We start from the raw sequence: 25,062 nt of genomic DNA on the forward strand, positions 1-25,062 counted from the left end.
AGAGGTGCCCGCATACTAATTTGTAAATCGCCATGACGAAATAGTCTCAGCGAGCGAGGAGCCGCGGCATGAGCTACCAGCCCACCCCCGAGGACAGGTTCACCTTCGGCCTGTGGACCGTCGGCTGGCAGGGACGGGACCCCTTCGGCGACGCCACGCGGCGTGCCCTCGACCCGGTCGAGTCGGTGCGGCGACTGGCCGAGCTCGGCGCGCACGGCGTCACCTTCCACGACGACGACCTGATCCCGTTCGGCTCGAGCGACACCGAGCGCGAGGCCCACATCAAGCGCTTCCGGCAGGCCCTGGACGCCACGGGCATGAAGGTCCCGATGGCGACCACCAACCTCTTCACGCACCCGGTCTTCAAGGACGGCGCGTTCACGGCCAACGACCGCGACGTGCGCCGCTACGCGCTGCGCAAGACCATCCGCAACATCGACCTCGCCGTCGAGCTCGGCGCCCAGGTGTACGTGGCCTGGGGCGGCCGTGAGGGTGCCGAGTCCGGTGCCGCCAAGGACGTCCGCGCGGCCCTGGACCGGATGAAGGAGGCCTTCGACCTGCTCGGCGAGTACGTCACCTCCCAGGGCTACGACCTGCGCTTTGCGATCGAGCCCAAGCCGAACGAGCCGCGCGGCGACATCCTGCTGCCGACCGTCGGCCACGCGCTGGCGTTCATCGACCGCCTGGAGCGTCCGGAGCTGTACGGCGTCAACCCCGAGGTCGGCCACGAGCAGATGGCCGGGCTGAACTTCCCGCACGGCATCGCGCAGGCCCTGTGGGCGGACAAGCTGTTCCACATCGACCTCAACGGCCAGTCCGGCATCAAGTACGACCAGGACCTGCGCTTCGGCGCCGGTGACCTGCGTGCCGCGTTCTGGCTGGTCGACCTGCTGGAGTCGGCCGGCTACACCGGCCCGCGCCACTTCGACTTCAAGCCCCCGCGGACCGAGGACCTCGACGGGGTGTGGGCGTCGGCGGCCGGCTGCATGCGCAACTACCTCATCCTCAAGGACCGTGCCGCGGCCTTCCGCGCCGACCCGGAGGTCCAGGAGGCACTGCGCGCGGCCCGTCTGGACGAGTTGGCCCAGCCCACCGCCGCGGACGGCCTCCAGTCCCTGCTCGCCGACCGCTCGGCCTTCGAGGCCTTCGACGTCGACGCGGCCGCCGCCCGTGGCATGGCCTTCGAGCATCTGGACCAGCTCGCCATGGATCATCTCCTGGGAGCACGCGGCTGAGTTCACCGAGGCCGCTGAATCCATACCGCCTGGAATGCCACGGAATCATGCGATCCACGCCATGGGTCCGTATCAACTCCCGTGCACCGCTCGCGCCTTGAGCGGTGCACGGTGACCCTGGTCGGTATGGCCCTGCCGCCCGTACCGCCTCAGCGGCGGAATCCGCTGTTCATCCTGCTCACCGCGCTCGTGGCCGCCGCGGCCGTGTGCGCGGTCGTGCTCATGGCCAGGGGAGGCGACGACTCGCCGGACGGGAAGCCGCCCGCCGGGAGTACGAGCCGCGCCCCTGGTCCGTCCTACGGCATCCCCACGAAGCTGCCCACCGCGCTGCCCAGCGACCTGCGGACGCGGCTGCCGTCGGGCTTTCCGAGCCGGCTGCCGAGCGAGCTGCCCAGCGACCTCGAATCGCTCCTCCCGTCCCTGGACGCTGACGAGCTACTGCCGTAGGGGAACCCCTTCCGGTGCGGCTCCGTCTCCGGTGGCCGGCTCCATCGATGTCAGGGCCGTCGCCGGATCCTGTGCGGCGCCTCCCGCGGGCATCCAGCGGCCGCGTTCCCTGAGGTACGGCCACCAGCGGCCGTCCCGGCCAAGGCGCAGCTGGAAGGGCGCTCCGGCGACCGTCCACCGGTTGCCCCGCGCCCGCAGCTCCGGCCGCTCGTCCGTGTCCCAGGCCGCGTCCAGGGCGGCACGCGCGCGTGCGAGCGTTTCGCCCTCCACCCGCCACTCCTCGTCGAGCACGGCCAGCGCGGCCGTACCGCCGAGGTGCCAGGCACGGACCGCCGCTTCGAGGCCTCCCCGGCCGCGTCCGGACCCGTCGGCGAGACGGTCCGCCACATCGCGTCCGGGATCGCCCGCCGCCAGCCGCACCGCGTCCTGCGTCACCGTCAGCTCCGTGTCGGAGGCGCCCCGGAGGACCTCCGCGAGCAGGCGGTGGGCCTGTACGGCGGTCCGCGCGGCCAGGAACTCCAGCGCGGCCGGGTCGACGCCGGGAGCGGGCGGCGTCTCGGTGTCCAGGGACGGCGGCACCCCCGGCTCGCCGGGAAGCCCGGGCAGGGCCGGCAGCGGGGGCAGGATGTCACCGGCCGCGTACGCCTCGGCCGCGTCCACACCCTCCGGCCCGTAGGACTCCGCGGCGGATCCGCCGCCGCGGGTCTGGAGACCGTCCAGCAGGGCGGCCTCGTCGCGGCCCCGCATCAGCATCAGGACGAACGGATCCTGGTCCAGCAGCCGCGCCACCTGGTAACAGAGCGCCGCCGTGTGCCCGCAGTGGTCCCAGGCGCCGCAGTCGCACTCCGGCTCCAGATCGCCCAGGCCCGGCAGCAGTTCGACACCCGCGGCCGCCGCGTCCTCGACGAGGTGCGGCGGCATCTCCCGGTCCAGCAGCGCCGCGACATGCCCGGCCCGTTCCACCGTCATGTCCAGCAAGCGGTCCCACTGTTCGGGCGAGAGCTCCTCCAGCAGGACGTCGGCCCGATGCGCCGTGCGGTCGCGGTCCTGGACGACGGCCGTGAGCCGTCCCGGGCGCACCGACACCGCGCCGACCGCTCCCGCGCGGGCGAGCCGGCGGCCCGTCTTGAGCTGCGCCGAGTCCAGCGCCGTGTCCTCCAGCGCCTTCAGCCAGGCCTGGCCCCACCAGGTCTGCGCGAAACCGCGCCCGTGCGCGGGCGGCAGCGCGGCGAACGTGCGCTCCATGTCAGCGTCGTACCGAGTCATCGCAGGCCCCCTCGCAGTTCGACCAGTTCCGCCAGCTCCGCGTCCGTCAGCTCCGTGAGCGCCGCCTCGCCTGAGCCCAGGACGGCGTCCGCCAGCTCCCGCTTGCGGACCAGCAGTTCGGCGATGCGGTCCTCGATGGTTCCCTCCGCGATGATCCGGTGCACCTGCACGGGCCGGGTCTGGCCGATGCGGTAGGCGCGGTCGGTGGCCTGCGCCTCGACGGCCGGGTTCCACCAGCGGTCGTAGTGCACGACATGCTCGGCCCGGGTGAGGTTCAGACCGGTGCCCGCCGCCTTCAACGACAGCAGGAACACCGGCACTTGCCCGTCCTGGAAGCGCCGCACCATGGCCTCGCGCTCCGCGACGGGCGTCCCGCCGTGCAGGAACTGCGAGGGCGTGCCCCGGGCGGCCAGATGCCGCTCGAGCAGGCGGGCCATCTGGACGTACTGCGTGAAGACCAGCACACCCGCCTCCTCGGCGAGGATCGTCTCGAGCAGTTCGTCCAGCAGTTCCAGCTTCCCGGAGCGTCCGGCGATCACCGGGCGCTCCTCCTTGAGGTACTGCGCGGGGTGGTTGCAGATCTGCTTGAGGCCGGTCAGCAGCTTCACGATCAGGCCGCGTCGCGCCATGCTGCCGGCGCCGGAGATCTCCGCCAGCGCCTCGCGCACCACCGCCTCGTACAACCCCGTCTGCTCCTCGGTGAGCGACACGGCGTGATCGGTCTCGGTCTTCGGCGGCAGCTCGGGCGCGATCCCCGGGTCCGCCTTGCGGCGGCGGAGCAGGAACGGCCGTACGAGCCGGGCCAGCCGGTCCGCGGCGGCCGGGTCCTGACCGCCCTCGACGGCCTCCGCGTACCGCCTGCGGAAGGTTCCGAGCCGGCCCAGCAGCCCCGGAGTGGTCCAGTCGAGGATCGCCCACAGCTCCGACAGGTTGTTCTCCACCGGGGTGCCGGTGAGCGCCACGCGCGCGCGTGCGCCGATGGCACGCAGCTCCCGCGCGGTCGAGGAGTACGGGTTCTTCACGTGCTGGGCCTCGTCGGCCACGAGCATGCCCCACGGCACCCCGGCGAGCCGGGGGGCGTCCAGGCGCATCGTGCCGTACGTGGTGAGCACGAACTCCCCGGCGGCCAGGTCGTCGAGGCTGCGCCGCGCTCCGTGGAAGCGCCGCACGGGGGTGCCGGGCGCGAACCGCTCGATCTCCCGCTGCCAGTTGCCCATCAGGGACGTCGGGCAGACCACCAGGGTGGGGCCGGCGGACTCGGCGTCGGTCTGCAGGTGCAGGTGCAGGGCGATCAGCGTGATCGTCTTGCCGAGGCCCATGTCGTCGGCGAGGCAGCAGCCGAGGCCCAGGGAGGTCATGCCGGCGAGCCAGTTCAGGCCCCGCCGCTGGTAGTCCCGCAGGGTGGCGGCGAGGGCGGCGGGCTGCTCCACGGGCTGCTGGGCCTCGGGGTCCGCGAGCCGCTCCCGCAGGGCCGCCAGCCACCCGGTGGGCCGCACCTCGACCCGGCTGCCGTCCACCTCCGCCCAGCCCGTCAGTGCCGCGCCCAGCGCGTCCACCGGTGTGACCTTGTGGTCCTGCCGGGAGCGGGCGAGCCGTACCTCCTGGGGGTCGATCAGGACCCACTGGTCATTGAGCCGCACCACGGGGCGCTTGGCCTCGGCGAGCCGGTCCAGCTCCTCGCGGCTCAGCCGCCGGTCGCCCAGCGCGAACGACCAGTTGAAGGCCAGCAGCGCGTCGGCGGACAGGAACGACGGAAGGGCCGCGACGGACCTGCCGGACTCCTGCCCCTCAGCGTCGTCGCCGAAGGTCCCCACCGGCCCCACCTCCGCGCGCGTGGAGAGCTCGCGGGTCAGTCCCTTCGGCCAGTGCACGTCGACTCCGGCGGCCGCCAGGGCACGGGCACCCGCGCCGAGCAGCTCGGTGACCTCCTCGTCGGCGAGTTCGGCCGCGTCCGGCACGGTCGCCGACAGCAGCGGCGTGAGCGGGGACCAGGCCCGGGCCGCGCGCCGCAGGGCGAGCAGGGCGTCCATCCGGGCGCGCGGGCCGAAGTCTTCACCCCTGGCACCCGCCCAGACATCAGAGGCGTCCGCGACCAGCGCGGGATCGCTCACGCTGTGCACCTGGAGCACGGCCCGGAACCTCACGTCCGTCTCGGCCACCGCGTCCGTCAGGCCGGGCGCCTCGATCCGCAGCGACAGCCGCACACCCGCGTCGTGGCCCGCGGCGACGTCGGAGGCCCAGGCGCGCTGCTCGGGCAGGTGCACCGGCTCGGGCGACGCGTAGGCGGGACCGCCGGTCACCAGCGGTGCGGCGGGGGAGCGGGGCAGGGCGTCGGCGACGGCGTCCAGGAAGGCGCGCAGGAGCCGCTCCGGGTCGGGCAGCCGCAGCGGCCCCGGGCCCGCGAGCGGCACGGCGTGCGCCTCGGGGGGCATCGCCGCGGCGAGCCGGCGTACGGCCTCGACGTCCTGGGCGCGCAGGGGGCCCGTGCGCCAGGCGTCGTGGTCGCCCGGGGACAGCCCGGGCAACAGCAGCCCGCGCGCCACGAGGTGCAGGGCGTGCACGGCCGCGGCGCCCCAGAACACGGTGGACCGGTGCCCCTGCGCGCCCATCCGCGAGCGGGTGAGGACCGGCAGGGCCGCGTGCACCGGCACCAGGACGGCGGGCACGCTCTCCGCCTCGATTCCCTCGCCGCCGGGCACCGCGACGGTCAAAGCCGTGGTGGACGCCGATGCCACGGCCGGCGGGGCCTCGCCGTCGGGCCGCCAGAAGGCGATGCCGCCGGTGCGGGCCGGGTCGCCGGGCAGGAACACGGTGCGGCAGTGGGTCAGTTCGGGGGACACCGAGGGTGGTGCGGAGGAGGGGGCTGGGGAGGTGGCGGTGGAGGGTGAGGAGGAGGGTGCGGTGGAGGGTGAGGAGGAAGGTGCCGGGGGAGTCGGATGCTCGGCTATGACTGATTCCTCAAACTTGACTAGTGGACCGGAGCGGCCGAGGGTACAGCACGTCTGGCGCACACGGGTATGACTGAGGTGTGACCTGGGTCACTATGAGGGGGTCAGGGGTGTGTAGGGGTCGCACCTCAGGGATGTCTCAGGGGCGCGGTCAGGAACCGCCACAAGCGCGGACCCGTTTTCGAGACAGAGAGCGGCAGTGGCCGCGAAGGAGGCGACAGTCATGTCCAAGAACGCCAAGATCGCCGCGGGCGGTGTGGCAGTCGGGCTCATCCTGTTGATCTGGCTGCCCTGGTGGGCATCGCTCCTGATCATCCTGGGAGTCCCGGCCGCCGCGTATCTCACGCTGGATCCGTCGCAGCGTCGCAGGCTGCGCCGCGCCACCCGTAAGGAACTCGGTCGCTGAGGTGCTGATCCGGCGCGGCCGAAGACCGTCGCCGGATCAGTTCGGCCGTACGGCCATCTTGTCGAGCGCATCGAGGAGGCCCGGCAGTTCCGGTCCCCGCCCCACCGGCAGGACCTCGCCGGGTTCCTCGTCGAGCAGCACGAAGGCCATGTCGTCGGTCCTGGCCACGAGCGACCAGCCCGGACCGTCCGCCCGCAGGATCCGCGCGTCACTCGTCGCGAACGACGACCGGACCCGGCCCAGCGGCGGCGGCGAGTCGATGTAGGTGCGGGCCTCCGCGAGGACCCGCCGAATGCCGCTGTGGCCCGGCCGGGCGTTCTCCTCGCTCCCGTCCGCGGCGCCGGCCGCCTCGCCCTCGTCGCCCGACACCTCCGAGGGCTCCGAAACGTCAGAGGACCCCGGCGCCTTCGAGGATCCCGGTGCCCCCGAAGACCCCGGCGCCGGAAATTCCGAGTCGTTCACCTGCTCCCGCCATGTCGCCCACTGCAGGGCGATCTCGTCCGCGCCCAGGCGCCGCTGAGCCGGTCCCCAGACGGTGGTGTCCGGTGGAGCCAGCGGCGGCCGGTCGTCGGCCTCCGGGCCGGGATCGTGCGGCGCGGGCACCCCGGGCGCCGCGACGGCGACCGCGAGCGGCCAGCCGGGCAGGGCCGCGACGACCGAGCGCTCGTCGGGCGACAGCTCGTACTCCATGCCGCAGTCCCAGGACGCGATCGCGACGGCGACCAGGGAGACGTCGTCGATGGCGACGGTCCACCGGGAGCCGTCGCCGTCCTGGCCGAGCACCAGCCCGTACCCGTCGGCGAGCGGTGCGAGACCGAGCGCCGCGCACGCCTCCGGATAGTCGTCGCCCAGGACGCTCGGGAACTTCGCAGGCGTCAGCAGTACCGCCGTGAGCACATAGAGCGCGTCGTCCGCGGCGGCGACGGCGTCCTCGTCCGTCCCGGCCATCCCAGCCTCCCCATCATTCGTCCGATCGCGCGCACCCTAGTGCGCCCGGAAGCCGCTTGTCACGGCCCTGGCAAGCGCACCGAGCTGCAGTTTTCCGGCGGACGGGGCGAATCGGCCGTCCGGACCGTGCTCGTCACGCCGTCGGCAGCCCCAGCAACTCGCGGGCCACGGTCCGCGGCGACTCGCCGCGCTCCCGCGCGAGCGCGATGACGGCCCGGCAGGCCAGCTCGTTCACCCCGAACGACAGCGCCTCCGGCGAGACCCAGCCGGACGCCTCGTCGGCCCGCTCCTGGTCGTCCTCCGCGCACGCCGCGACATAGACCGCGGCAGCCTCGAAAAGGTTGTGTGGACGTTTGTCGCCGTCGGCCTTGGTCTCCGTGCGCAGCGCACCGGCGACTCTTCCCCCGGCCTTGCGGAACCTGCCCCACATATGGACCACCTTCCCCCTGTGCGGTTGTTGCGTCTGATCTTTCATCTCCCGGTCTCCAACGTAAAGTTGGAGAACCTGTGACAGAAGGGGGACGGCACGGTGAAGCGCTTCGACCGGCTGGTTCGGATCCGGCGGATGGACCCGTATCGGGAGGCCACGGAGATCTACCGGCTGAGCGTGGCCTACGAGTTCCCCTGGGACTTCACTCGCGCCCTGGAACTGGCCTTGTACCGCACCTACGCCGTCCCGAGCATCGGCCGGCTGCTCGCGGAGACCGCGGAGCTCACGGAGCGGACGCAGAAGCGCTACGACGACACCTCGCTGCTCCTGGACGCCGTCGTCGAGCACGGCTTCGGCAGCGACCAGGGGAAGACCGCGATCCGCCGCATCAACCAGATGCACCGCGGCTACGACATCAGCGACGACGACATGCGCTACGTGCTCTGCACGTTCGTCGTGATGCCCAAACGGTGGATCGACGCCTACGGGTGGCGCAGGATGTCACGCCACGAGATCGTCGCCAGTACCGTCCACTACGGCACGCTGGGCCGGCACATGGGCATCAAAAACATCCCCGAGACGTACGAGGAGTTCGAGACCTGCCTCGACGACTACGAGGCGGCCCACTTCGCCTGGGACCCGGAAGCCCGGCGGGTCTCCGACGCCACGCTCGACCTGATGGCGTCCTGGTACCCGCGCCCGCTCGCGCCCCTGCTGCGCACCACCACCCTCGCGCTGCTCGACGACTCGCTGCTGCACGCCTTCCGCTACACCCCGCCGAGCGCCGCCACGCGCGCGTGGGTGCGTCGCGCGGTACGGCTCCGGGGGCGCGCCGTCCGGCTGATGGCGCCCCGGCGCGCCCCGCACTTCGCCCGCCAGAACTGGGAGATCAAGGGCTACCCGTACGGATACCGGCTCGCCGACCTCGGCACGCGTCCGGTCCCGGGCCTGCGCGGCTGCCCGGTGCGGCACGCGGCGGAGGGGGACACCGAGACCGGGTGACGCGGCGGTTCAGTCCTCGCGGACGGCGAGCGCCAGGAAGCGGGTGTCCTCGTCGGTGTACGACATCATGCGCCACCCGGAACCGGCCAGCAGCGGACGGAGGCTGGGCTCGGCGCGCAGGTCGTCGGGGGTGAGCGGGCGGCCGTGGCGTGCGGCCAGTGCCGCCCTGCCGATCGGATGGAACAGCGCCAGCACACCACCGGGACGCACCACCCGCGCCAGCTCGCGCAGGTTCTCGGCCGGGCTGGCCAGATGCGAGACGAGACCCGCCCCGAACACCGCGTCCAGCGACCTCGAGCGCAACGGCAGCGCGGCGACGTCAGTGAGCAGCAGCTGCCCGTCGCGGTCCCGTCCGGCCCGTACGGCCTCCCGGAGCATGGCCGGGGTCAGATCGGCCCCGAGGGCCACCCCTGAGGGCCCCACGGCGGCACGCAGCGGCGGCAGGGCCCGTCCGGTGCCGCATCCCGCGTCGAGCACCCGGTCGCCCGCGCGCAGTCCGAGCTCGGCGACCGCCGCCGCGTAGGCCGGACCGTCGTCCGGGAACCTGCTGTCCCAGTCTGCGGCACGGGGTGTGAAGAACTCCTGGACACGCGTCTGGTCGTCGCTCATGTACCGCATGATTCCTCACCGGCACGGATGGAAGCCTCTGCGCACACGTTCGAGCGTGACGCGATCGTTCCGGTACATCCTTGCGTCATATTCCAACACCTTTCGAAATGCGCCCCCTTCGCGCGCCCTTGCCGGGTCTAGCGTCCCGGGCCCATGGGACACCTGGACCACGCCGCCCTGGGGTGGCTGACCCCCGCGCTGTCGTACGCGATGGCCTGCACAGGCGCCGCCCTCGGACTGCGCTGCACCGTCCGCGCCCTCGCCGCCACCGGGCGCGCGCGCCGCAACTGGCTCGTCACCGCCGCCTCGGCCATCGGCACCGGCATCTGGACCATGCACTTCGTGGCCATGCTCGGTTTCGCCGTCACCGGCACCGACATCCGCTACGACGTGCCGCTCACCCTCCTGAGCCTGCTCGTCGCCATGGTCGTCGTGTGCGCCGGCGTCTTCGCCGTCGGCTACGGCCGGGACCGCGGCCGGGCCCTCTTCCTCGGCGGCCTCACCACCGGCCTGGGCGTCGCGAGCATGCACTACCTGGGCATGGCGGCCGTACGTCTGCACGGCGACGTGTCCTACGACCCGCTGCTCGTCGGGCTCTCCGTCCTGATCGCCGTCGTAGCGGCGACGGCGGCCCTGTGGGCGGCGCTCAACATCAAGTCGCCCGTCGCGGTCACCATCGCCTCCCTGATCATGGGCGCGGCCGTCAGCAGCATGCACTACACCGGGATGTTCGCGGTGAGCGTGCGGGTCACGCCCTCCGGGGCGGCACTGCCCGGGGCCACGGCGATGCAGTTCATCTTCCCCCTCGCCGTCGGCCTCGGGTCCTACCTCTTCCTGACCTCGGCCTTCGTCGCACTCTCGCCGACAGCGGACGAGCGCGAGGCGTCCGCCTCGGCCCAGCGGCCGGTCGAGAGCGTCGCCCCCTAGAGGGCTCCGGATGGATCTCCGCGGCGTCCAGACGCCCGGCACGCCCCGACCACTCCCGAGCGAGGAGTCCATGCGTACACCCCGTAGGACCCCCACAACCGGCGCCGAGGCGCCGCCCCCGCCGGTGCGCGGTCGCCGCGCGCACGCCGGGCCGCCGGCCGACGAGGGCCCTGAGGTGCCCTCGGGTGCCGCACCGGACGGGGAGGTCACGCGCGCGGAGCGCTGGCACATACGCCCGCGTACCGTGCGCGCCAAGATCGTCTGCCTGCTGATGGTGCCGGTCGTCTCCCTCCTGGCCCTGTGGGCCTACGCCACCGTCACCACCGCCCAGGACGTCTCTCGGCTGCGGCAGGTCCAGCGCGTGGACGCCATGGTCCGCGCCCCCGTCTCCGCGGCGGTCGCCGCCCTCCAGGCCGAGCGCGCGGCCGCGGTCCGCCATGCCACCGACCCGTCGGCCGTACCGTCCGGCGAACTGGACGAACTCGCGCGGCGTACCGACCGCGCCGTCGCGACACTGCGGCTCGGCAAGGGCAACACCGTCGCCGACAGCGAGGAACTCCCCGCCGGAGTCGCCCGCCGGCTGGAGGCGTTCGTCACCGGCACCGAGGAACTGCAACCGCTGCGGACCGCGGTGCGGGACCGGCGCGTGGGCTGGTCCGAGACGTACAGCCGCTACACCCGGACCATCTCGGCGGCCTTCGGAGCCGGGGGCGCCCTCACCGGCATCCAGGACGCCGAGCTCGGCTCCGACGCGCGCGTGCTGCTCGAATTCGCCCGCGCGGGCGAGGCGTTGGCCCAGGAGGACGCGGTGCTGGCCAGTGCCCGGCTGTCCGGCACGCTGACCGGGGAGCGGCTTCGGCTCTTCACCGGCGCCGTCGGCCTGCGCCGCACCCTCACCGCATCGGCCGTCGCAGACCTGCGCGGCACCGAACGCTCCGCGTGGAACGCCCTCGCCGACAGCAGCGCCTACGCGGGCCTGGGCGGCGCCGAGGACCGGATCCTCGCCCGCGGGCCCGGCGCCAGGGCGGTCGACGCGGCGCCCGAGAGCACCTGGAACACCGCCCACACGCGCGTGCAGCACGGCATGCGCGCGATCGAGGACGACGCGGCACGCGGCGTCGCGCGACGGGCCGACCCGTTCACCCGAGGACTGCTCACCCCGGCCGGCGCCGCCGTCCTGCTCGGGCTCGCCGCCGTCGCCGCCTCGCTCGTCATCTCCGTACGCATCGGACGGGGCCTGGTGGTGGAACTGGTGAGCCTGCGCAACGGAGCCCTGGAGATCGCCCGGCGCAAACTCCCTGAGGCCATGCGGAGACTGCGCGCGGGCGAGGAGATCGACGTCCGTGCCGAAGCCCCGCCGGGACCACCCGCCGAGGACGAGGCCGGGCAGGTCGCCGAAGCCCTCCACACCGTCCACCGCGCCGCGCTGCGGGCCGCCGTGGAGCGCGCCGAGCTCGCCAGCGGCATCTCCGGCGTCTTCGTCAACCTCGCCCGCCGCAGCCAGATCCTCGTCCATCGGCAGCTGAGCCTCCTCGACAGCATGGAACGCCGCTCCGACGACCCGAACGAGCTGAGCGACCTCTTCCGCCTCGACCACCTCACCACCCGCATGCGACGGCACGCGGAGAGCCTGATCATCCTCTCCGGAGCCGCCCCCGGCCGGGCCTGGCGCGTGCCCGTCGCCCTGACCGACGTGGTCCGCGCGGCCGTCTCCGAAGTCGAGGACTACGCGCGCGTGGAGGTACGGCAACTCCCCGAAGCGGCCGTCATCGGCACGGCCGTGGCCGACCTCACCCACCTGCTCGCCGAGATCATCGAGAACGCCGCCCAGTTCTCACCGCCCCACACGCGCGTGCGCGTCACCGGCGAACCCGTCGGCAACGGCTACGCCGTCGAGGTCGAGGACCGCGGCCTCGGCATGGGCCAGGAGACCCTCGCCGAAGCCAACCGCCGCATCGAACAGTCCGAGGCGCTCGACCTGTTCGACAGCGACCGGCTCGGCCTGTTCGTGGTCAGCCGGCTCGCCGCCCGGCACGACGTCAAGGTCCACCTGAAGACCTCGCCCTACGGCGGCACGACCGCCGTCGTCCTGCTGCCCACCGCCCTCCTGCACACCGGGGCGACGGATCGTTCCCCCGGCGAGGCGGCACACACGCGACAGCCCGAGGAACGCGCCTACGCGCGCGTGCCCGACGACACGTCAGTCCAGGACGTCGTCCCCGCACCGGCCGACCGGCGCGCCCTCGTGGCTCCCGTACCGGCCGAGACCACGAGCCACACCCCACTCCCAGGAGTCGCCACCTTGCGACTGCACCGACCCCAGGAGCAGCCCGAAGGCTCCGAGGACCTCCCTCGTCGCGTACGACAGGCCAGTCTCGCCCCCCAACTGCGCGAGGGGCGTCCCGAGGAGCCGCCGCCGACGCCGGCCCCCCGGGACGACGAACGCACCCCCGAAGTCGTACGCGACCGCATGGCGGCGTACCGCGACGGCTGGGCACGCGGCGGCGGCAGGCAGCCCGGCCGCGGCGCCACTCCCGGCCCCGCGACGGGCAGATACAGCAGCGAAGGAGACCCCGCATGATCCAGGACTCGAGCACGCGTTCCGCCCGGCGCTCCGGCGAACTCGACTGGCTGCTGGACGATCTGGTGCTCCGCGTGAGCGACATACGGCACGCCGTGGTCCTCTCCAACGACGGTCTCGCCGTGGGTGCCTCGACCGGACTCCGCCGCGAGGACGCCGAACACCTCGCGGCGGTCGCCTCGGGCTTCCACAGCCTCGCCAAGGGAGCGGGACGGCACTTCGGCGCCGGCGGTGTCCGCCAGACCATGGTGGAGATGGACGAGGCCTTCCTGTTCGTGGCCGCCGCCGGCGACGGCTCCTGCCTCGCCCTTCTCACCGCCGTGACAGCCGACATCGGCCTCGTGGCGTACGAGATGGCCCGCCTGGTCAAACGCGTCGGCGAGCACCTCGGCACGGCGCCCCGCGCCGGCGCCCGGCCGCCCGCCGCCGGATGAGCCGAGAGGGCGGTCCGCGCAGATGACCGAGGACATGACGGGCACCCTGAGCGAGCAGGGCAGCCAGTGGTACGACCACGAGGCCGGCCCTCTCGTCCGCCCCTACGCCATGACGGGCGGACGCACCCGGCCCGGCCCCACCGGTGTCCGGTTCGACCTGATCGCCCTGGTCACCCTGGACCCCGGCGCGCCCGGCGTGGACGACGCCCCGCTCGGCCCGGAACACCGGACCCTCCTCGACCTGTGCCGCACGGAGACCCAGTCGGTCGCCGAACTCGCCGCTGACGCGGACCTGCCCGTGGGCGTGATCAGGGTCCTCCTCGGCGACCTCCTGGAACTCGGCCGCGTCACCGTCAGCCGCCCCGTACCGCCGGCCCAGCTGCCCGACGAACGGATCCTGCGCGAGGTGATCGCGGGACTCAGGGCGCTGTAGATGCAGAGCGCATGAACGCACACCCCACCCGACACGAGAGAAGTGACTGATGGTCTCCGAGCACTCCGACGCCCCGGACGGCGACACCGCCGCACTGGCGTTGAAGATCCTGGTCGCGGGCGGCTTCGGCGTGGGCAAGACCACGCTGGTGGGCGCCGTCAGCGAGATCCGGCCGTTGCGCACCGAGGAACTGCTCAGCGAAGCCGGGCAGTCGGTGGACGACACCGACGGTGTGGACCACAAGACCACCACGACCGTCGCCATGGACTTCGGGCGCATCACCATCCGGTCCGGTCTCTCCCTGTACCTCTTCGGCACGCCGGGCCAGGACCGGTTCTGGTTCCTGTGGGACGAGTTGTCACAAGGGGCGCTCGGGGCGGTGGTGCTCGCGGACACCCGCCGCCTGGAGGACTGTTTCCCGGCGGTCGACTACTTCGAGCACCGGCGCATCCCGTTCGTGGTGGCCGTCAACTGCTTCCCGGGCGCCCGGCAGCACGGCGCCCCGGACGTCTCGCGCGCTCTCGACCTCGACCGGGGGACGCCCGTGGTGCTGTGCGACGCCCGGGACCGAGACTCGGGGAAGGAGGTGCTGATCAGGCTGGTCGAGTACGCCGGGCGGATGCACACCGCCCGGCTCCTCGACTCGGTCGGCTGACCGGCGACACGGAGAATTCCCGTGGTCAGTCCGCGAGGTCCCGCTCCGCCAGGACCCGGTCGACGGCGACACGGATGAGGAGTTCGCCCGGGACGCCGTTGCGGGCGCCGAACTCCTCGGCGCGCTCCTCGCCCATGTACCGGGCGCCGATCCGCGTGGCCCAGTGCCGTATCTCGTCGAGGTCCTCCGAGACCCGGGCGCGGCCCCGCAGCACCACGAACGAGAACGGCGGCCGGTCGTCGTCCACACACAGGGCCACCCGGCCGTCACGGGCGAGATTGCGCCCCTTCACGGTGTTCTTGCCGGTGTTGAACACCACCTCGTCCCCGTCCAGCAGGAACCAGATCGGGGCCACGCGAGGACTCCCGTCGGCCCTGACGGTGGAGAGCTTCGCGGTGCGGGTGCCGTGGGAAACGAACTCCCGCCATTGCGCATCGGTCATCTTCTCTGCCATGGCTCCCATCCTCCTTGCCCCGGCAGCGGTCGTGGGGAAGGCTGGCGTGGAGATCCTCCGGCCAGGAGGAGAATCGCACGGGGAGAAAACGGGGAGATCGGAAATGGCGCAGAACCAGGGACTCGACTGGCTGCTGGACGACCTGACCGAGCGAGTCCACCAGGTGCGGCACGCACTGGTCCTGTCCAACGACGGCTTGGTGACCGGGGCCAGCACGGGACTGCGCCGCGAGGACGCGGAGCACCTCGCGGCCGTGTCGTCCGGGTTGCACAGCTTGGCCAAGGGCTCGGGACGGCACTTCGGCGCGGGCAGCGTACGCCAGACGATGATCGAGTTCGACGACGCGGTGCTCTTCGTCACCGCCGCCGGCACGGGCAGTTGTCTGTGTGTCCTCAGCGGTGCCGAGGCCGATATCGGCCAGATCGCGTACGAGATGACACTTCTGGTGAACCGGGTCGGCGAGCACCTCGACGTGGATGCCCGCCAGCCGGAACGGAAACCGACCACAGACGCCTGACCTGCACATTCGTCTTCCCTCGCGGAGTTGTCCACAGGCTCGTCACGCAGTGCGCCGAAGCGGTTACGGTTTTCTCACGGCGACCGCACACGGCGTGAGCCGCCGACTCCACGGGGGAGACCGATCATGTCAGGCACCATCGCGAAACCCGACCGCCTCACCTGCGCTCCGAGCCGGGCCGCCCGCGAACTCGACCTCAAGCGCGGTGAGTTCGACCTCGCGGTGAATCTCGGGCTCATCCGGACCGTTCCCGACGAAGACGGCGGAGGGCTGCGCGTTTCCCGCGCGGATATCGAGCGGTTGCGCGCCGGGAAGGGCTTCCCGGACGAGCTGCGCGAACGCGTCGCTACCGCCGGCACTCATGACGGCGCCGAGCTCCTGGACGTGACGCCCGCCAGATTCACCAGTCTCGCCCGCTTCGGCCTGCTCGTGCCGGTGAAGTTCTACCTGAACCGCTACCGGGCGGTCGTCTGGCTGTATCTGGCCGAGGAACTGCGGCAGTTCGCGGCAGAGGAGAGCAACGCCCGGCTGCTGAAGGGTCGTACACCCGCACAGATCCGGGACGGGCAGAAGGACGGGCTGGACCGGCGGCCCCGCAACTGGCGGGGACGCCACATCGGGTTCCTGACGCGGCAGGCCGGGGACGACGCCTGGGCCCGCGCGGCAGCCGTCGCCTGTCTCCTCGACCCCGCCGACGTGGCGCAGGTCGTGGCGGATCCCTACGAGCGTGCCCACCTGAACCGCCGCCGCCCTCGCCTCCCGGCACACGGCACCCCTGGTTCACCCGCCGCCGAACTGGCCGAGAGGCTCATGACGGCGAGCGAGCCGGACGAGGTGGCCTGGTTCCGAGCGGACCTGGCCCACACGATGGAGACGGCGCGCGGGCGGCACCCGGCACCACGTCCAGCCCTGACGTCACCCTCATCACCAGAGCCGGGCGGGACACCCCCGGTTCCGGCCGGAGACCGGCCCGAGAGCCCGGACCGCACCCCTGCACACGGCCTCCTGGGATGGCTGCAGCGCAGAGGCCGGCGACGGCCGGGATGAAAAGCGATGAGTTTCCGGATGCGTCCCGGTCGGAATTCTGAGGAGATGATTCCAGGAGGCGACCATGTTCGGTACGACGAAGGCGTTCAGCGGGTTCTCGGTGAACGACATCGACGCGGCCAGGAAGTTCTACGGCGAAACGCTCGGACTGAGGGTGTCGGAGGAGAACGGCCTGCTGTTCCTGCACATCGCGGGTGACCGGGACACCCTGGTCTACCCCAAGGAGGACCACACCCCGGCGACGTACACCATCCTCAACTTCCCCGTCGACGACATCGAGGCCGCCGTCGACGAGCTGGGCAGGAGAGGAGTCCGATTCGAGCACTACGACCACCTCAAGGCGGACGACAAGGGCATCTTCCGCGGCGGCGGCCCGCTGATCGCCTGGTTCACCGACCCCGCGGGGAACGTGCTGTCCGTCCTGCAGGAATCCTGACGCGCCGGCGATGCCCGAGCTCCCCGACGTCGAGGGTTTCCGGCAGGTGCTCGAGTCCTGCGCGAAGGGCCGGGTCATCCGGCGTGTCGACGTGCGGGACGCGGGCGTCCTGCACGGGGTCGGTGTCCGGCGACTGCGTGACGCGCTGGAGGGCCGCCGGTTCGGCACGCCGGAGCGGCACGGGAAGTGGCTGCTCGCCCGCACCGGCTCCGGCCCGACCCTCGTGCTGCACTTCGGTATGACCGGCCGGCTGGTCTGCGGTCATCCCGATGACGCCGTCGAGGCGCACGACCGTGTGCTGTTCACACTGAGCGGCAGCCGCCAGCTGCGCTTCCGTGACCAGCGCAAACTCCAGGGACTGTGGCTGGCGGGCGACGACTCCGACGTCGATCGGCTGCTCCGGGGGCAGGGCCCCGACGCGCTGGCCGTGGAGCGTGCGGATTTCGAGGCCGTCCTGTCCGCACGCCGGGGGCATCTCAAGACCGCGCTCACCGACCAGTCCGTTCTCGCCGGTCTCGGCAATCTGCTCGCCGACGAGATCCTGTGGCGAGCGCGGTTGCGCCCCGACCGCCCGGCGCGTGATCTCACCCAGGCCGATCGTCGCCGGCTGTACAGCCAGATGCGCCGCACCCTGCGCTCTTCCGTCACCGCCGGCTGCGTCCCGCCGCGTGACTCCTGGCTGACCGGCCACCGCGACGACCCCGACCCGAGGTGCCCACGCTGCGGCACCGGCCTGCGCCGAACCCGAATGGGCGGTCGCGGCACGGTGTGGTGCCCGCAGTGCCAATAGGTGGGTGATCGGACCGGGGCCGGTCAGCCGCCGGGAGTCAGGACGGCCGGGGCCGGTCAGCCGCCGGGAGTCAGGACGGCCGGGGCCGGTCAGTCGCCGGGGGTCAGGACGGCCGGGGCCCCGGCGAGGATGCCGCCGTCCACGAGGAACTCGCAGCCCGTCGAGAAGGTCGCCTCGGTGATGATGAAGAGCACCATGCGGGCCACCTCCTCGGGCTCGCCGAAGCGGGGGAGGGGCTGCCCCGCGGTGTACGCGTCGCCGAAGCCGGCCGTCATCCGCGTGCGGATGGCCCCGGGGTGGACGGAGCAGACCCGGACCCGGTCGGGCGCGAGTTCCAGCGCGGCGACCTTCGTCAGGCCGCGCAGGCCCCACTTGCTGGCCGCGTACGCTCCGACACCGGCGTAGGCGGTCAGCCCGGCGAGGGAGGACATGTTCACGATCACGCCGCCCCCGGCCCGGCGCAGCGAGGGTGCCGCCGCGCGCATGCCCAGCCAGGCGCCCGTGAGGTTGACGTCGACGACCCGGCGGAACGACTCGGGGCTCTGTTCCTCCATCGTGCCCCAGTCGATGATCCCCGCGATGTTGACCAGGACCGAGACCGGTCCCAGGTCCCGTTCCGTCTCGGCCAGGGCCTGCTGCCAATCGTCCTCGCTGGTGACGTCCAGATGCCGGAAGCGGGCCCGCCCGCCGAGCTCGGACACCAGCCCCGTCCCCTCCGGGTCCCGGACATCGGCGACCACCACGGAGGCGCCCTCGGCCGCGAGTACGCGTGCCACCGCGGCCCCGATGTCCCCCGCTCCGCCGGTGACGACCGCCACCTGTTCGCTCAGTCGCTCCATCGTGACCTCCTCGGCTCAGGGCGCTCCCGCCGTCTGACGTTCCTCGCCCGGCGCCACCAGGGACTGGGTGAGCGGAATCCGCGCCAGGGCGAGCACCCCCGCGGCGATCAGTGCGACACCGAAGAGCTGGGGCAGCAGCCACCACCCGGAGCGGATCGTCTCCTCGTACAGGAGGATGCCGAGGGCGAGGCTCACCAACGCGTCGCCGAGGGTGAGGGCGGGCTGCGAGGCGACCAGCGGGCCGGCCTGCATCGCGTTCTCCAGCAGGAACAGCGCGCACACGCCGGTCGCGGCGAAGGCGTAGGTCTGCCAGGCGGTGAGGAAGGCCAGGAGTCCCTGGTCGTCGAGGATGTGGGTGGCGGCCTTCATCAGGGCCGCGGTCACCGCGTAGCTGATCGCCGTCGCGGCACCCAGGCAGGCCGCCCGGGCGCGGCCCTCCGGGCGTTTGAGGGCGGCGAGAGCGAGGGCGACGACCGCTCCCGCACACACGGCGAGGGCGGGAATCCAGCGGTCCAGCTCCACATGGGTGCGGTTGCCCGAGGGAGACGCGGCGGCGAGCGCCACCGCAAGCCCGGCCACCACCACCGTCACGGCCAGCCAGCCCACGCCCGGCAGATGCCGGTGCATCAGCAGCGAGGCGACGATGAGGGTGAGCGGCAGCTCCAGCACGAACAGCGGCTGCACGATCGTCAGCGGCCCGGTCGCCAGCGCCAGCGCCTGGCAGACGGCGGCGGCGATCACCGCGAGGATGCCGGCCAGCCAGACGCGCCGGCGCAGCAGGTCGAGCATCAGCCCGGCCCGGAAGCCTTCGGAGCGCGGCACGGTGAGCGCGGCCTTGCGCTGCAACACCGTCGCGACGGCGTTGCTGAAGGCCGCGCAGATCGCGAAGAGGACGGGGAGCACGGTGTGCAGCGTGGCCACCTCCCGGATCGGCGGGCGTGTGACGCCGGCGGTGCCTCCTCCTGCCATGGTCACCGGATCGGGGCACGGGCGCGAACGGAGTGCCGAACGCGCACGCCCCCAGTCCAGCGGCAGCCCGGGCCGGGCCTGCGGACGGTTCAGCCCAGCTTGCGGAAGAGCCCCTCCTGCACGACCGAGACGACCAGCCGGCCCTCACGGTCGTAGATCCGGCCCCGGGCCAGACCGCGGCCGCCGACCGCGATCGGCGACTCCTGGTCGTACAGCAGCCAGTCGTCGGCGCGGAACGGGCGGTGGAACCACATCGCGTGGTCCAGTGACGCCATGTCGAAGCCCCGCGGGCCCCAGAGCGGCTCGACCGGGATGCGGACGGCGTCCAGGAGGGTCATGTCGCTGGCGTAGGTGAGGGCGCAGGTGTGGACCAGCGGGTCGTCGCCCAGCGGTCCCACCGCGCGCATCCACACGGCGCTGCGCGGCTCGGAGTCCTCGACGTCCTCGGCGGTCCAGCGCAGCCGGTCCACATAGCGGATGTCGAAGGGCTGGCGGCGGGCCATCCGCTCCAACTGCTCGGGCAGCGCGCCCAGATGCTCCCGGATCTCGTCCGTGACGGTCGGGAGCGACTCCGGGCTCGGAACGTAGCGGGCCGGCGGCAGCTGGTGCTCGAAGCTGCCCTCCTCCGGCTTGTGGAAGGAGGCGGTGAGGTTGAAGATCGTGCGGCCCTGCTGGACGGCCGTGACCCGGCGGGTCGTGAACGACCGCCCGTCGCGCACCCGCTCGACCTGGTAGACGATCGGCACACCCGGGATGCCCGGGCGCAGGAAGTACGCGTGCAGCGAGTGCACGGGGCGGTCGCCCTCCGTGGTGCGGCCGGCGGCGACCAGGGCCTGGCCCGCCACCTGGCCGCCGAAGACCCGCTGGAGGGACTCCTGCGGGCTGCGGCCCCGGAAGATGTTGACCTCGATCTGCTCCAGGTCGAGCAGGTCGACGAGTCTCTCGGCCGGGTTCGTCGTCATGGGTGCGATTCTCCTGTGCTCGCTGCGGTCCGGTCGTTCACAGCTGGCCGACGTCGGTGACGCGGACGACCGCGCGGCCCTCCGCGTCGGAGGCGGTCAGGTCGACCTCCGCGCTGATGCCCCAGTCGTGGTCGCCGTTCGGGTCGTGGAAGATCTGCCGGACCCGCCACAGGGCGTTCTCCGGCTCCTCCTCGATGAGCAGCAGCTTGGGGCCGCGGGCGTCGGGGCCGGTGCCGAGGTCCTCGTACTCGTCGAAGTACTTGTCCATCGCCTCGCCCCAGGCGTCGGCGTCCCAGCCGGACTCCCCGTCCATCTCGCCCAGCTCCTCGACCTGGTCGAGGGCGGCCAGCTCGACACGGCGGAACATGGCGTTGCGGACCAGCACGCGGAAGGCGCGCGCGTTGGCGGTTACCGGCTTGACCTCGTCGGCCTTCTCCTGGGCCTCCTCGGCGGTCATCTCCGCCGGGTTGGCGAGCTGCTCCCACTCGTCCAGCAGGCTGGAGTCGACCTGGCGCACCATCTCGCCGAGCCACGCGATCAGGTCTTCCAGATCCTCGGACTTGAGGTCGTCCGGCACGGTGTGGTCGAGGGCCTTGAAGGCGCTGGCGAGGTAGCGCAGCACGATGCCCTCGGTACGGGCCAGCTCGTAGTGGGACACCAACTCCGTGAAGGACATCGCCCGTTCGTACATGTCGCGGATGACCGACTTCGGCGACAGCGGATGGTCGCCGACCCAGGGATGGCTCTTGCGGTAGGTGTCGTACGCGTGGAAGAGCAGCTCCTCCAGGGGCTTCGGGTACGTGATGTCCTGGAGGCGCTCCATGCGCTCCTCGTACTCCACGCCGTCGGCCTTCATGGCGGCGACGGCCTCGCCGCGCGCCTTGTTCTGCTGGGCGGCGAGGATCTGCCGCGGGTCGTCGAGCGTCGACTCCACGACGGACACCATGTCGAGGGCGTACGAGGGGGACTCGGGGTCCAGCAGCTCGAACGCGGCGAGCGCGAACGTGGACAGCGGCTGGTTGAGGGCGAAGTCCTGCTGGAGGTCGACCGTGAGGCGGACGACGCGGCCGGTGGCGTCCGGCTCGTCGAGCTTCTCGACGATGCCGCCGTCCAGCAGCGAACGGTAGATCGCGATGGCCCGGCGGATGTGCCGCAGCTGCTGCTTGCGCGGCTCGTGGTTGTCCTCCAGCATGCGGCGCATCGCCTCGAAGGCGTTGCCGGGGCGGGCGATCACCGACAGCAGCATCGTGTGCGTCACCCGGAACCGGGAGGCCAGGGGCTCCGGTTCGGAACCGATGAGCTTCTCGAAGGTCTGCTCCGACCAGGCGACGAAGCCCTCCGGCGCCTTCTTGCGGACGACCTTGCGGCGCTTCTTCGGATCGTCGCCCGCCTTGGCGAGTGCCTTCTCGTTCTCGACGACGTGCTCGGGCGCCTGCGCGACGACGAAGCCCTCCGTGTCGAAACCGGCCCGCCCGGCACGGCCCGCGATCTGGTGGAACTCACGGGCCCGCAGGGTGCGTACCCGGGTGCCGTCGTACTTGGTGAGGGCGGTGAACAGCACCGTGCGGATGGGGACGTTGACGCCCACGCCGAGCGTGTCCGTGCCGCAGATGACCTTCAGCAGACCGGCCTGCGCGAGCTTCTCCACCAGACGGCGGTACTTGGGCAGCATGCCCGCGTGGTGGACACCGATGCCGTGCCGGACGTAACGGGAGAGGTTGCGGCCGAACTTCGTGGTGAAGCGGAAGTTGCCGATCAGTTCGGCGATCTGCTCCTTCTCCGCACGCGAGCACATGTTGATGCTCATCAGCGCCTGCGCCCGCTCCACGGCCTGCGCCTGTGTGAAGTGCACGATGTAGACGGGCGCCTGCCGGGCCTCCAGCAGGTCGGTGAGCGTCTCGGTGAGCGGGGTGTAGCGGTACTCGTAGGACAGCGGCACCGGGCGGGTCGCCGAGCGGACCACCGCCGTCGGGCGGCCGGTGCGGCGGGTGAGGTCCTTCTCGAAGAAGGAGACGTCTCCCAGCGTCGCCGACATCAGCACGAACTGCGCCTGCGGCAGTTCCAGGATCGGGATCTGCCAGGCCCAGCCGCGGTCGCCCTCCGCGTAGAAGTGGAACTCGTCCATCACGACCTGGCCGACGTCCGCGTCCTTGCCGTCGCGCAGCGCGATCGACGCCAGGACCTCGGCGGTGCAGCAAATCACGGGGGCGTCGGCGTTCACGGACGCGTCGCCGGTCAGCATGCCGACGTTCTCCGTGCCGAAGATCTTGCACAGTTCGAAGAACTTCTCCGACACCAGCGCCTTGATCGGAGCCGTGTAGAAGGTGACCTCGTCACGGGCCAGCGCGGCGAAGTGCGCACCCGCCGCGATCATGCTCTTGCCGGAGCCGGTGGGCGTCGACACGATCACGTTCGCGCCGGAGACCACCTCGATCAGCGCCTCCTCCTGATGGGGATAGAGCGTGAGACCCCGCTCGCCGGCCCACGACTCGAAGGCTTCGTACAAGGCGTCGGGGTCGGGGGTCCGCGGCAGCTGATCGATGAGGGTCACGCCCCCATCTTGCCTGGCCTGATGCCCGATGCGGGAATCGGCTTCTGGCCCGAAGATCACCAACGCTACGCTGGGTCGCCGACGACGCGTCAGCGCACCCGGTCAACTGGACAGCGGCACACGAGGAATGGGGCGGGCAACGGCCATGATGGGACCAGCACACTCACTGTCGGGCGCGGCCGCCTGGCTCGGCGTCGGTGCGGCGGCCGCCGCCGCCGGGCGCCCGATGCCCTGGCCGGTCCTCCTCGTCGGAGCCCTGATCTGCGCCGGAGCCGCACTCGCCCCCGACCTCGACCACAAGGCCGCCACCATCTCGCGGTCCTTCGGACCCCTGTCGCGCTGGCTGTGCGAGATCGTGGACAAGCTGTCGTACGCCGTCTACAAGGCGACGAAGAAGCAGGGCGACCCGCGCCGCTCCGGCGGGCACCGGACGCTCACGCACACCTGGCTGTGGGCGGTCCTGATCGGTGCGGGCACCTCGGTCGTGGCGATCTCCAGTGACCGGTGGGGCGTGCTGGCGATCCTCTTCGTGCACCTGGTCCTGGCCATCGAGGGCCTGCTGTGGCGGGCGGCGCGCGGCTCCAGCAGTGACGTCCTGGTGTGGCTGCTGGCCGCGACCACGGCGTGGATCCTCGCGGGGGTCCTGGACAAGCCGGGCAACGGCGCGGACTGGCTGTTCACGGCGCCGGGGCAGGAGTACCTGTGGCTGGGGCTGCCGGTCGTGCTGGGGGCGATTGTCCACGACATCGGGGACGCGCTCACCGTGTCCGGGTGCCCGATCCTGTGGCCCATACCCGTGGGGCGCAAGCGCTGGTATCCGCTCGGGCCGCCGAAGGCCCTGCGGTTCCGGGCGGGCAGCTGGGTCGAGCTGAGGGTGCTGATGCCGGTGTTCATGCTGCTGGGCGGGGTGGGCTGCGCGGCGGCGCTGAACGTCATCTGAGCGTTCCGGGGCTTCCCGGCCGGGGTCAGGAGCCGCCGTACCGCCGTTCGAACCGGGCGACCCGGCCCTCCGAGTCCACCGTGCGGGCCTTGCCCGTGTAGAAGGGGTGGCTCTCCGAGGATATCTCCACGTCCACGACCGGGTAGGTCTCACCGTCGTCCCACTCGATGCGTTCGCCGCTGGTCGCGGTGGACCGGGTCAGGAAGGCGTATCCGGCGGTCCGGTCGCGGAAGACGACGGGGTGGTAGTCGGGGTGCTTGTCCTGCTGCATGGATGCTCCTCGTGCCGCTCGGGCGGTGCTGCGATCAGCCGGACAGGGTGTCCTCGTCGACGACGTGCACGGCGGCCTCCTCGGCCGACGCCGCGGCGCCGTCGATGCCCACGTCCATGGCGACCAGCGCGCTCTCCTCGTCCTCGTGCGCTCCCTCGTCGGGCGCCACGAGCCGGCCGGAGCGGGCGTCGCCGACCTCGTTGTCCAGGAGTTCCCCGTCGGTGCCCTGGCAGTCCCCGAGACCGTCACCGTCGGGCGCGGCGGCGTCCGGCAGCTCCTCGGCGAGCCGCTGGTCCAGCGTCTCGCCCGCCTGCCGCTCGGCCGCCGTCACACCGAGATGCTCGACGGCCCAGGGCCGCTCGGGAGGGGACCAGCCCCGGTCCAGGGGATCGTCGACGCCGTCGTCCACCAGGGTGTCCTCGGCGTCGAGCAGTCCCGTGTCCTCCCTCTGCTCGTCTTGATCCGGCTGGTAGACATCGTCTCCCCAGCCGTCGGACCTGTTCACGGGTACCTCCAGGGGGTGGGGACGGGCCCGTTCTCATCGGGGCCCGCGCCGGGCCTCCGCCGCACGGAGCACTGGCGCCGCCCCGTCGCCGAACCGCTTCGGTTCCCGGGCGTTTCCCCGAGCCGGTGCCTGATTCCAGCCTTCCACCCGGCCTCGTCCCCGCGCAACGCCACGGAACCCTGCCGGGCCTTGCCGCTGCACCTTCCGGCCTGCCGCAGACGCTGCCCACGGGGGCGTCCTCCAGCCTGCGGACCGACGCCCCTGGCCTCCCGGCCTGACCTCGGCCGTCCCGGTATCTGCGAGTCGGCAGCGCCGGGACGGCCAAGGAGCACACGGCCTGGCCCGCCCGGCGCGTGCCCAGAGGGCCTCGGGCAGGGCGTTTTCCGGCACCTGGTCGGCTGGTGTGTCACCCGTGCCGGCGGCGGGCCGAGCGGGTCGCAACCAGTGCACCCGGGCCCTC

Annotated in this window: 26 protein-coding genes; 14 read left to right on the top strand and 12 right to left on the bottom strand. The window is 72.3% G+C overall.

Going from position 1 to position 25,062, the window contains the following annotated elements; genetic code table 11:
• The first annotated feature begins 68 nt into the window (after nucleotides 1–68).
• The gene (gene xylA / locus AC07DF_RS16960; protein WP_478971380.1) at nucleotides 69–1,235 is read left to right on the top strand and encodes a xylose isomerase; all 1,167 of its coding nucleotides are present in this window, start codon (nucleotides 69–71) and stop codon (nucleotides 1,233–1,235) included.
• Between the two features lie 126 nt (nucleotides 1,236–1,361).
• A complete protein-coding gene (locus tag AC07DF_RS16965) occupies nucleotides 1,362–1,682 on the top strand; it encodes a hypothetical protein (protein ID WP_478971382.1) in 321 nt (106 codons plus the stop codon).
• On the opposite strand, the gene AC07DF_RS16970 is transcribed toward AC07DF_RS16965, so the two are convergent.
• Entirely contained in the window at nucleotides 1,671–2,948 is a 1,278-nt protein-coding gene (locus AC07DF_RS16970; protein WP_478971384.1) for an SWIM zinc finger family protein, read from the bottom strand. The genes AC07DF_RS16965 and AC07DF_RS16970 overlap by 12 nt on opposite strands.
• Nucleotides 2,945–5,788, bottom strand: a complete 2,844-nt coding sequence (locus tag AC07DF_RS16975) for a DEAD/DEAH box helicase (RefSeq protein ID WP_478971386.1) — start codon at nucleotides 5,786–5,788, stop codon at nucleotides 2,945–2,947. Before AC07DF_RS16975 ends, AC07DF_RS16970 begins: the two co-directional genes overlap by 4 nt.
• Nucleotides 5,789–6,119: 331 nt before the next feature.
• Here AC07DF_RS16975 and AC07DF_RS16980 point away from each other — a divergent pair, with 331 nt between their 5' ends.
• Nucleotides 6,120–6,302, top strand: a complete 183-nt coding sequence (locus AC07DF_RS16980) for a hypothetical protein (protein ID WP_010040978.1) — start codon at nucleotides 6,120–6,122, stop codon at nucleotides 6,300–6,302.
• 36 nt (nucleotides 6,303–6,338) lie between these two features.
• Here the strand turns inward: AC07DF_RS16980 and AC07DF_RS16985 are convergent, their stop codons facing one another.
• Both AC07DF_RS16985 and AC07DF_RS16990 read right to left on the bottom strand, forming a co-directional pair.
• Entirely contained in the window at nucleotides 6,339–7,250 is a 912-nt protein-coding gene (locus AC07DF_RS16985) for a hypothetical protein (protein ID WP_478971388.1), read from the bottom strand.
• A gap of 133 nt (nucleotides 7,251–7,383) precedes the next feature.
• Entirely contained in the window at nucleotides 7,384–7,680 is a 297-nt protein-coding gene (locus AC07DF_RS16990; protein WP_478971390.1) for a hypothetical protein, read from the bottom strand.
• Between the two features lie 99 nt (nucleotides 7,681–7,779).
• Here AC07DF_RS16990 and AC07DF_RS16995 point away from each other — a divergent pair, with 99 nt between their 5' ends.
• Entirely contained in the window at nucleotides 7,780–8,682 is a 903-nt protein-coding gene (locus AC07DF_RS16995; protein WP_478971392.1) for an oxygenase MpaB family protein, read from the top strand.
• Between the two features lie 9 nt (nucleotides 8,683–8,691).
• Here the strand turns inward: AC07DF_RS16995 and AC07DF_RS17000 are convergent, their stop codons facing one another.
• Nucleotides 8,692–9,291, bottom strand: coding sequence for a class I SAM-dependent methyltransferase (locus AC07DF_RS17000; RefSeq protein WP_478971394.1), 600 nt, complete (start codon nucleotides 9,289–9,291; stop codon nucleotides 8,692–8,694).
• Nucleotides 9,292–9,444: 153 nt separating this feature from the next.
• On the opposite strand from AC07DF_RS17000, the gene AC07DF_RS17005 reads away from it, so the two are divergent.
• The 5 genes from AC07DF_RS17005 (at nucleotide 9,445) to AC07DF_RS17025 (ending at nucleotide 14,321) form a co-directional block, all read left to right on the top strand.
• On the top strand, nucleotides 9,445–10,218 hold the full coding sequence (locus tag AC07DF_RS17005) for an MHYT domain-containing protein (protein WP_478971396.1): 774 nt from the start codon (nucleotides 9,445–9,447) through the stop codon (nucleotides 10,216–10,218).
• Nucleotides 10,219–10,288: 70 nt separating this feature from the next.
• On the top strand, nucleotides 10,289–12,799 hold the full coding sequence (locus AC07DF_RS17010; RefSeq protein ID WP_478971398.1) for a sensor histidine kinase: 2,511 nt from the start codon (nucleotides 10,289–10,291) through the stop codon (nucleotides 12,797–12,799).
• Nucleotides 12,796–13,233, top strand: a complete 438-nt coding sequence (locus AC07DF_RS17015; RefSeq protein ID WP_478971400.1) for a roadblock/LC7 domain-containing protein — start codon at nucleotides 12,796–12,798, stop codon at nucleotides 13,231–13,233. Before AC07DF_RS17010 ends, AC07DF_RS17015 begins: the two co-directional genes overlap by 4 nt.
• A gap of 22 nt (nucleotides 13,234–13,255) precedes the next feature.
• Entirely contained in the window at nucleotides 13,256–13,666 is a 411-nt protein-coding gene (locus tag AC07DF_RS17020) for a DUF742 domain-containing protein (protein ID WP_478971402.1), read from the top strand.
• A gap of 49 nt (nucleotides 13,667–13,715) precedes the next feature.
• A complete protein-coding gene (locus tag AC07DF_RS17025) occupies nucleotides 13,716–14,321 on the top strand; it encodes a GTP-binding protein (protein ID WP_478971404.1) in 606 nt (201 codons plus the stop codon).
• A 25-nt stretch (nucleotides 14,322–14,346) separates the two neighbouring features.
• Here the strand turns inward: AC07DF_RS17025 and AC07DF_RS17030 are convergent, their stop codons facing one another.
• Nucleotides 14,347–14,775 carry a PPOX class F420-dependent oxidoreductase gene (locus tag AC07DF_RS17030; RefSeq protein WP_478971406.1) on the bottom strand — a complete coding sequence of 143 codons (429 nt, stop codon included), beginning with the start codon at nucleotides 14,773–14,775 and terminating at the stop codon, nucleotides 14,347–14,349.
• A 103-nt stretch (nucleotides 14,776–14,878) separates the two neighbouring features.
• Between AC07DF_RS17030 and AC07DF_RS17035 the strand changes: the two genes are divergently transcribed.
• From AC07DF_RS17035 to AC07DF_RS17050, 4 genes are all read left to right on the top strand, one after another.
• On the top strand, nucleotides 14,879–15,292 hold the full coding sequence (locus AC07DF_RS17035; RefSeq protein WP_189724347.1) for a roadblock/LC7 domain-containing protein: 414 nt from the start codon (nucleotides 14,879–14,881) through the stop codon (nucleotides 15,290–15,292).
• A gap of 126 nt (nucleotides 15,293–15,418) precedes the next feature.
• The gene (locus AC07DF_RS17040) at nucleotides 15,419–16,339 is read left to right on the top strand and encodes a DUF6397 family protein (protein ID WP_478971408.1); all 921 of its coding nucleotides are present in this window, start codon (nucleotides 15,419–15,421) and stop codon (nucleotides 16,337–16,339) included.
• A 64-nt stretch (nucleotides 16,340–16,403) separates the two neighbouring features.
• Nucleotides 16,404–16,775, top strand: a complete 372-nt coding sequence (locus AC07DF_RS17045; protein ID WP_478971410.1) for a VOC family protein — start codon at nucleotides 16,404–16,406, stop codon at nucleotides 16,773–16,775.
• Between the two features lie 10 nt (nucleotides 16,776–16,785).
• Nucleotides 16,786–17,565 carry an Fpg/Nei family DNA glycosylase gene (locus AC07DF_RS17050; RefSeq protein WP_478971412.1) on the top strand — a complete coding sequence of 260 codons (780 nt, stop codon included), beginning with the start codon at nucleotides 16,786–16,788 and terminating at the stop codon, nucleotides 17,563–17,565.
• Nucleotides 17,566–17,654: 89 nt separating this feature from the next.
• Here AC07DF_RS17050 and AC07DF_RS17055 read toward each other — a convergent pair whose 3' ends face one another.
• The 4 genes from AC07DF_RS17055 to AC07DF_RS17070 form a co-directional block, all read right to left on the bottom strand.
• Nucleotides 17,655–18,404, bottom strand: a complete 750-nt coding sequence (locus tag AC07DF_RS17055; protein ID WP_478971414.1) for an SDR family oxidoreductase — start codon at nucleotides 18,402–18,404, stop codon at nucleotides 17,655–17,657.
• A 15-nt stretch (nucleotides 18,405–18,419) separates the two neighbouring features.
• Nucleotides 18,420–19,316: a DMT family transporter gene (locus AC07DF_RS17060; RefSeq protein WP_478972703.1), complete on the bottom strand. Its 897-nt coding sequence runs from the start codon at nucleotides 19,314–19,316 to the stop codon at nucleotides 18,420–18,422.
• A 146-nt stretch (nucleotides 19,317–19,462) separates the two neighbouring features.
• Entirely contained in the window at nucleotides 19,463–20,335 is an 873-nt protein-coding gene (locus tag AC07DF_RS17065; RefSeq protein WP_478971416.1) for an acyl-CoA thioesterase, read from the bottom strand.
• Nucleotides 20,336–20,372: 37 nt separating this feature from the next.
• Complete coding sequence (locus AC07DF_RS17070; RefSeq protein ID WP_478971418.1) at nucleotides 20,373–22,886, bottom strand: DEAD/DEAH box helicase; 2,514 nt, start codon at nucleotides 22,884–22,886, stop codon at nucleotides 20,373–20,375.
• A 145-nt stretch (nucleotides 22,887–23,031) separates the two neighbouring features.
• On the opposite strand from AC07DF_RS17070, the gene AC07DF_RS17075 reads away from it, so the two are divergent.
• On the top strand, nucleotides 23,032–23,826 hold the full coding sequence (locus tag AC07DF_RS17075) for a metal-dependent hydrolase (RefSeq protein ID WP_478971420.1): 795 nt from the start codon (nucleotides 23,032–23,034) through the stop codon (nucleotides 23,824–23,826).
• A 25-nt stretch (nucleotides 23,827–23,851) separates the two neighbouring features.
• On the opposite strand, the gene AC07DF_RS17080 is transcribed toward AC07DF_RS17075, so the two are convergent.
• Both AC07DF_RS17080 and AC07DF_RS17085 read right to left on the bottom strand, forming a co-directional pair.
• Nucleotides 23,852–24,097, bottom strand: a complete 246-nt coding sequence (locus AC07DF_RS17080; protein WP_189724340.1) for a type B 50S ribosomal protein L31 — start codon at nucleotides 24,095–24,097, stop codon at nucleotides 23,852–23,854.
• 34 nt (nucleotides 24,098–24,131) lie between these two features.
• Nucleotides 24,132–24,602: a DUF5709 domain-containing protein gene (locus AC07DF_RS17085; protein ID WP_478971423.1), complete on the bottom strand. Its 471-nt coding sequence runs from the start codon at nucleotides 24,600–24,602 to the stop codon at nucleotides 24,132–24,134.
• Nucleotides 24,603–25,062: the final 460 nt, after the last annotated feature.

The sequence above is a fragment of the Streptomyces sp. NPDC044719 genome (genome assembly GCF_056433405.1).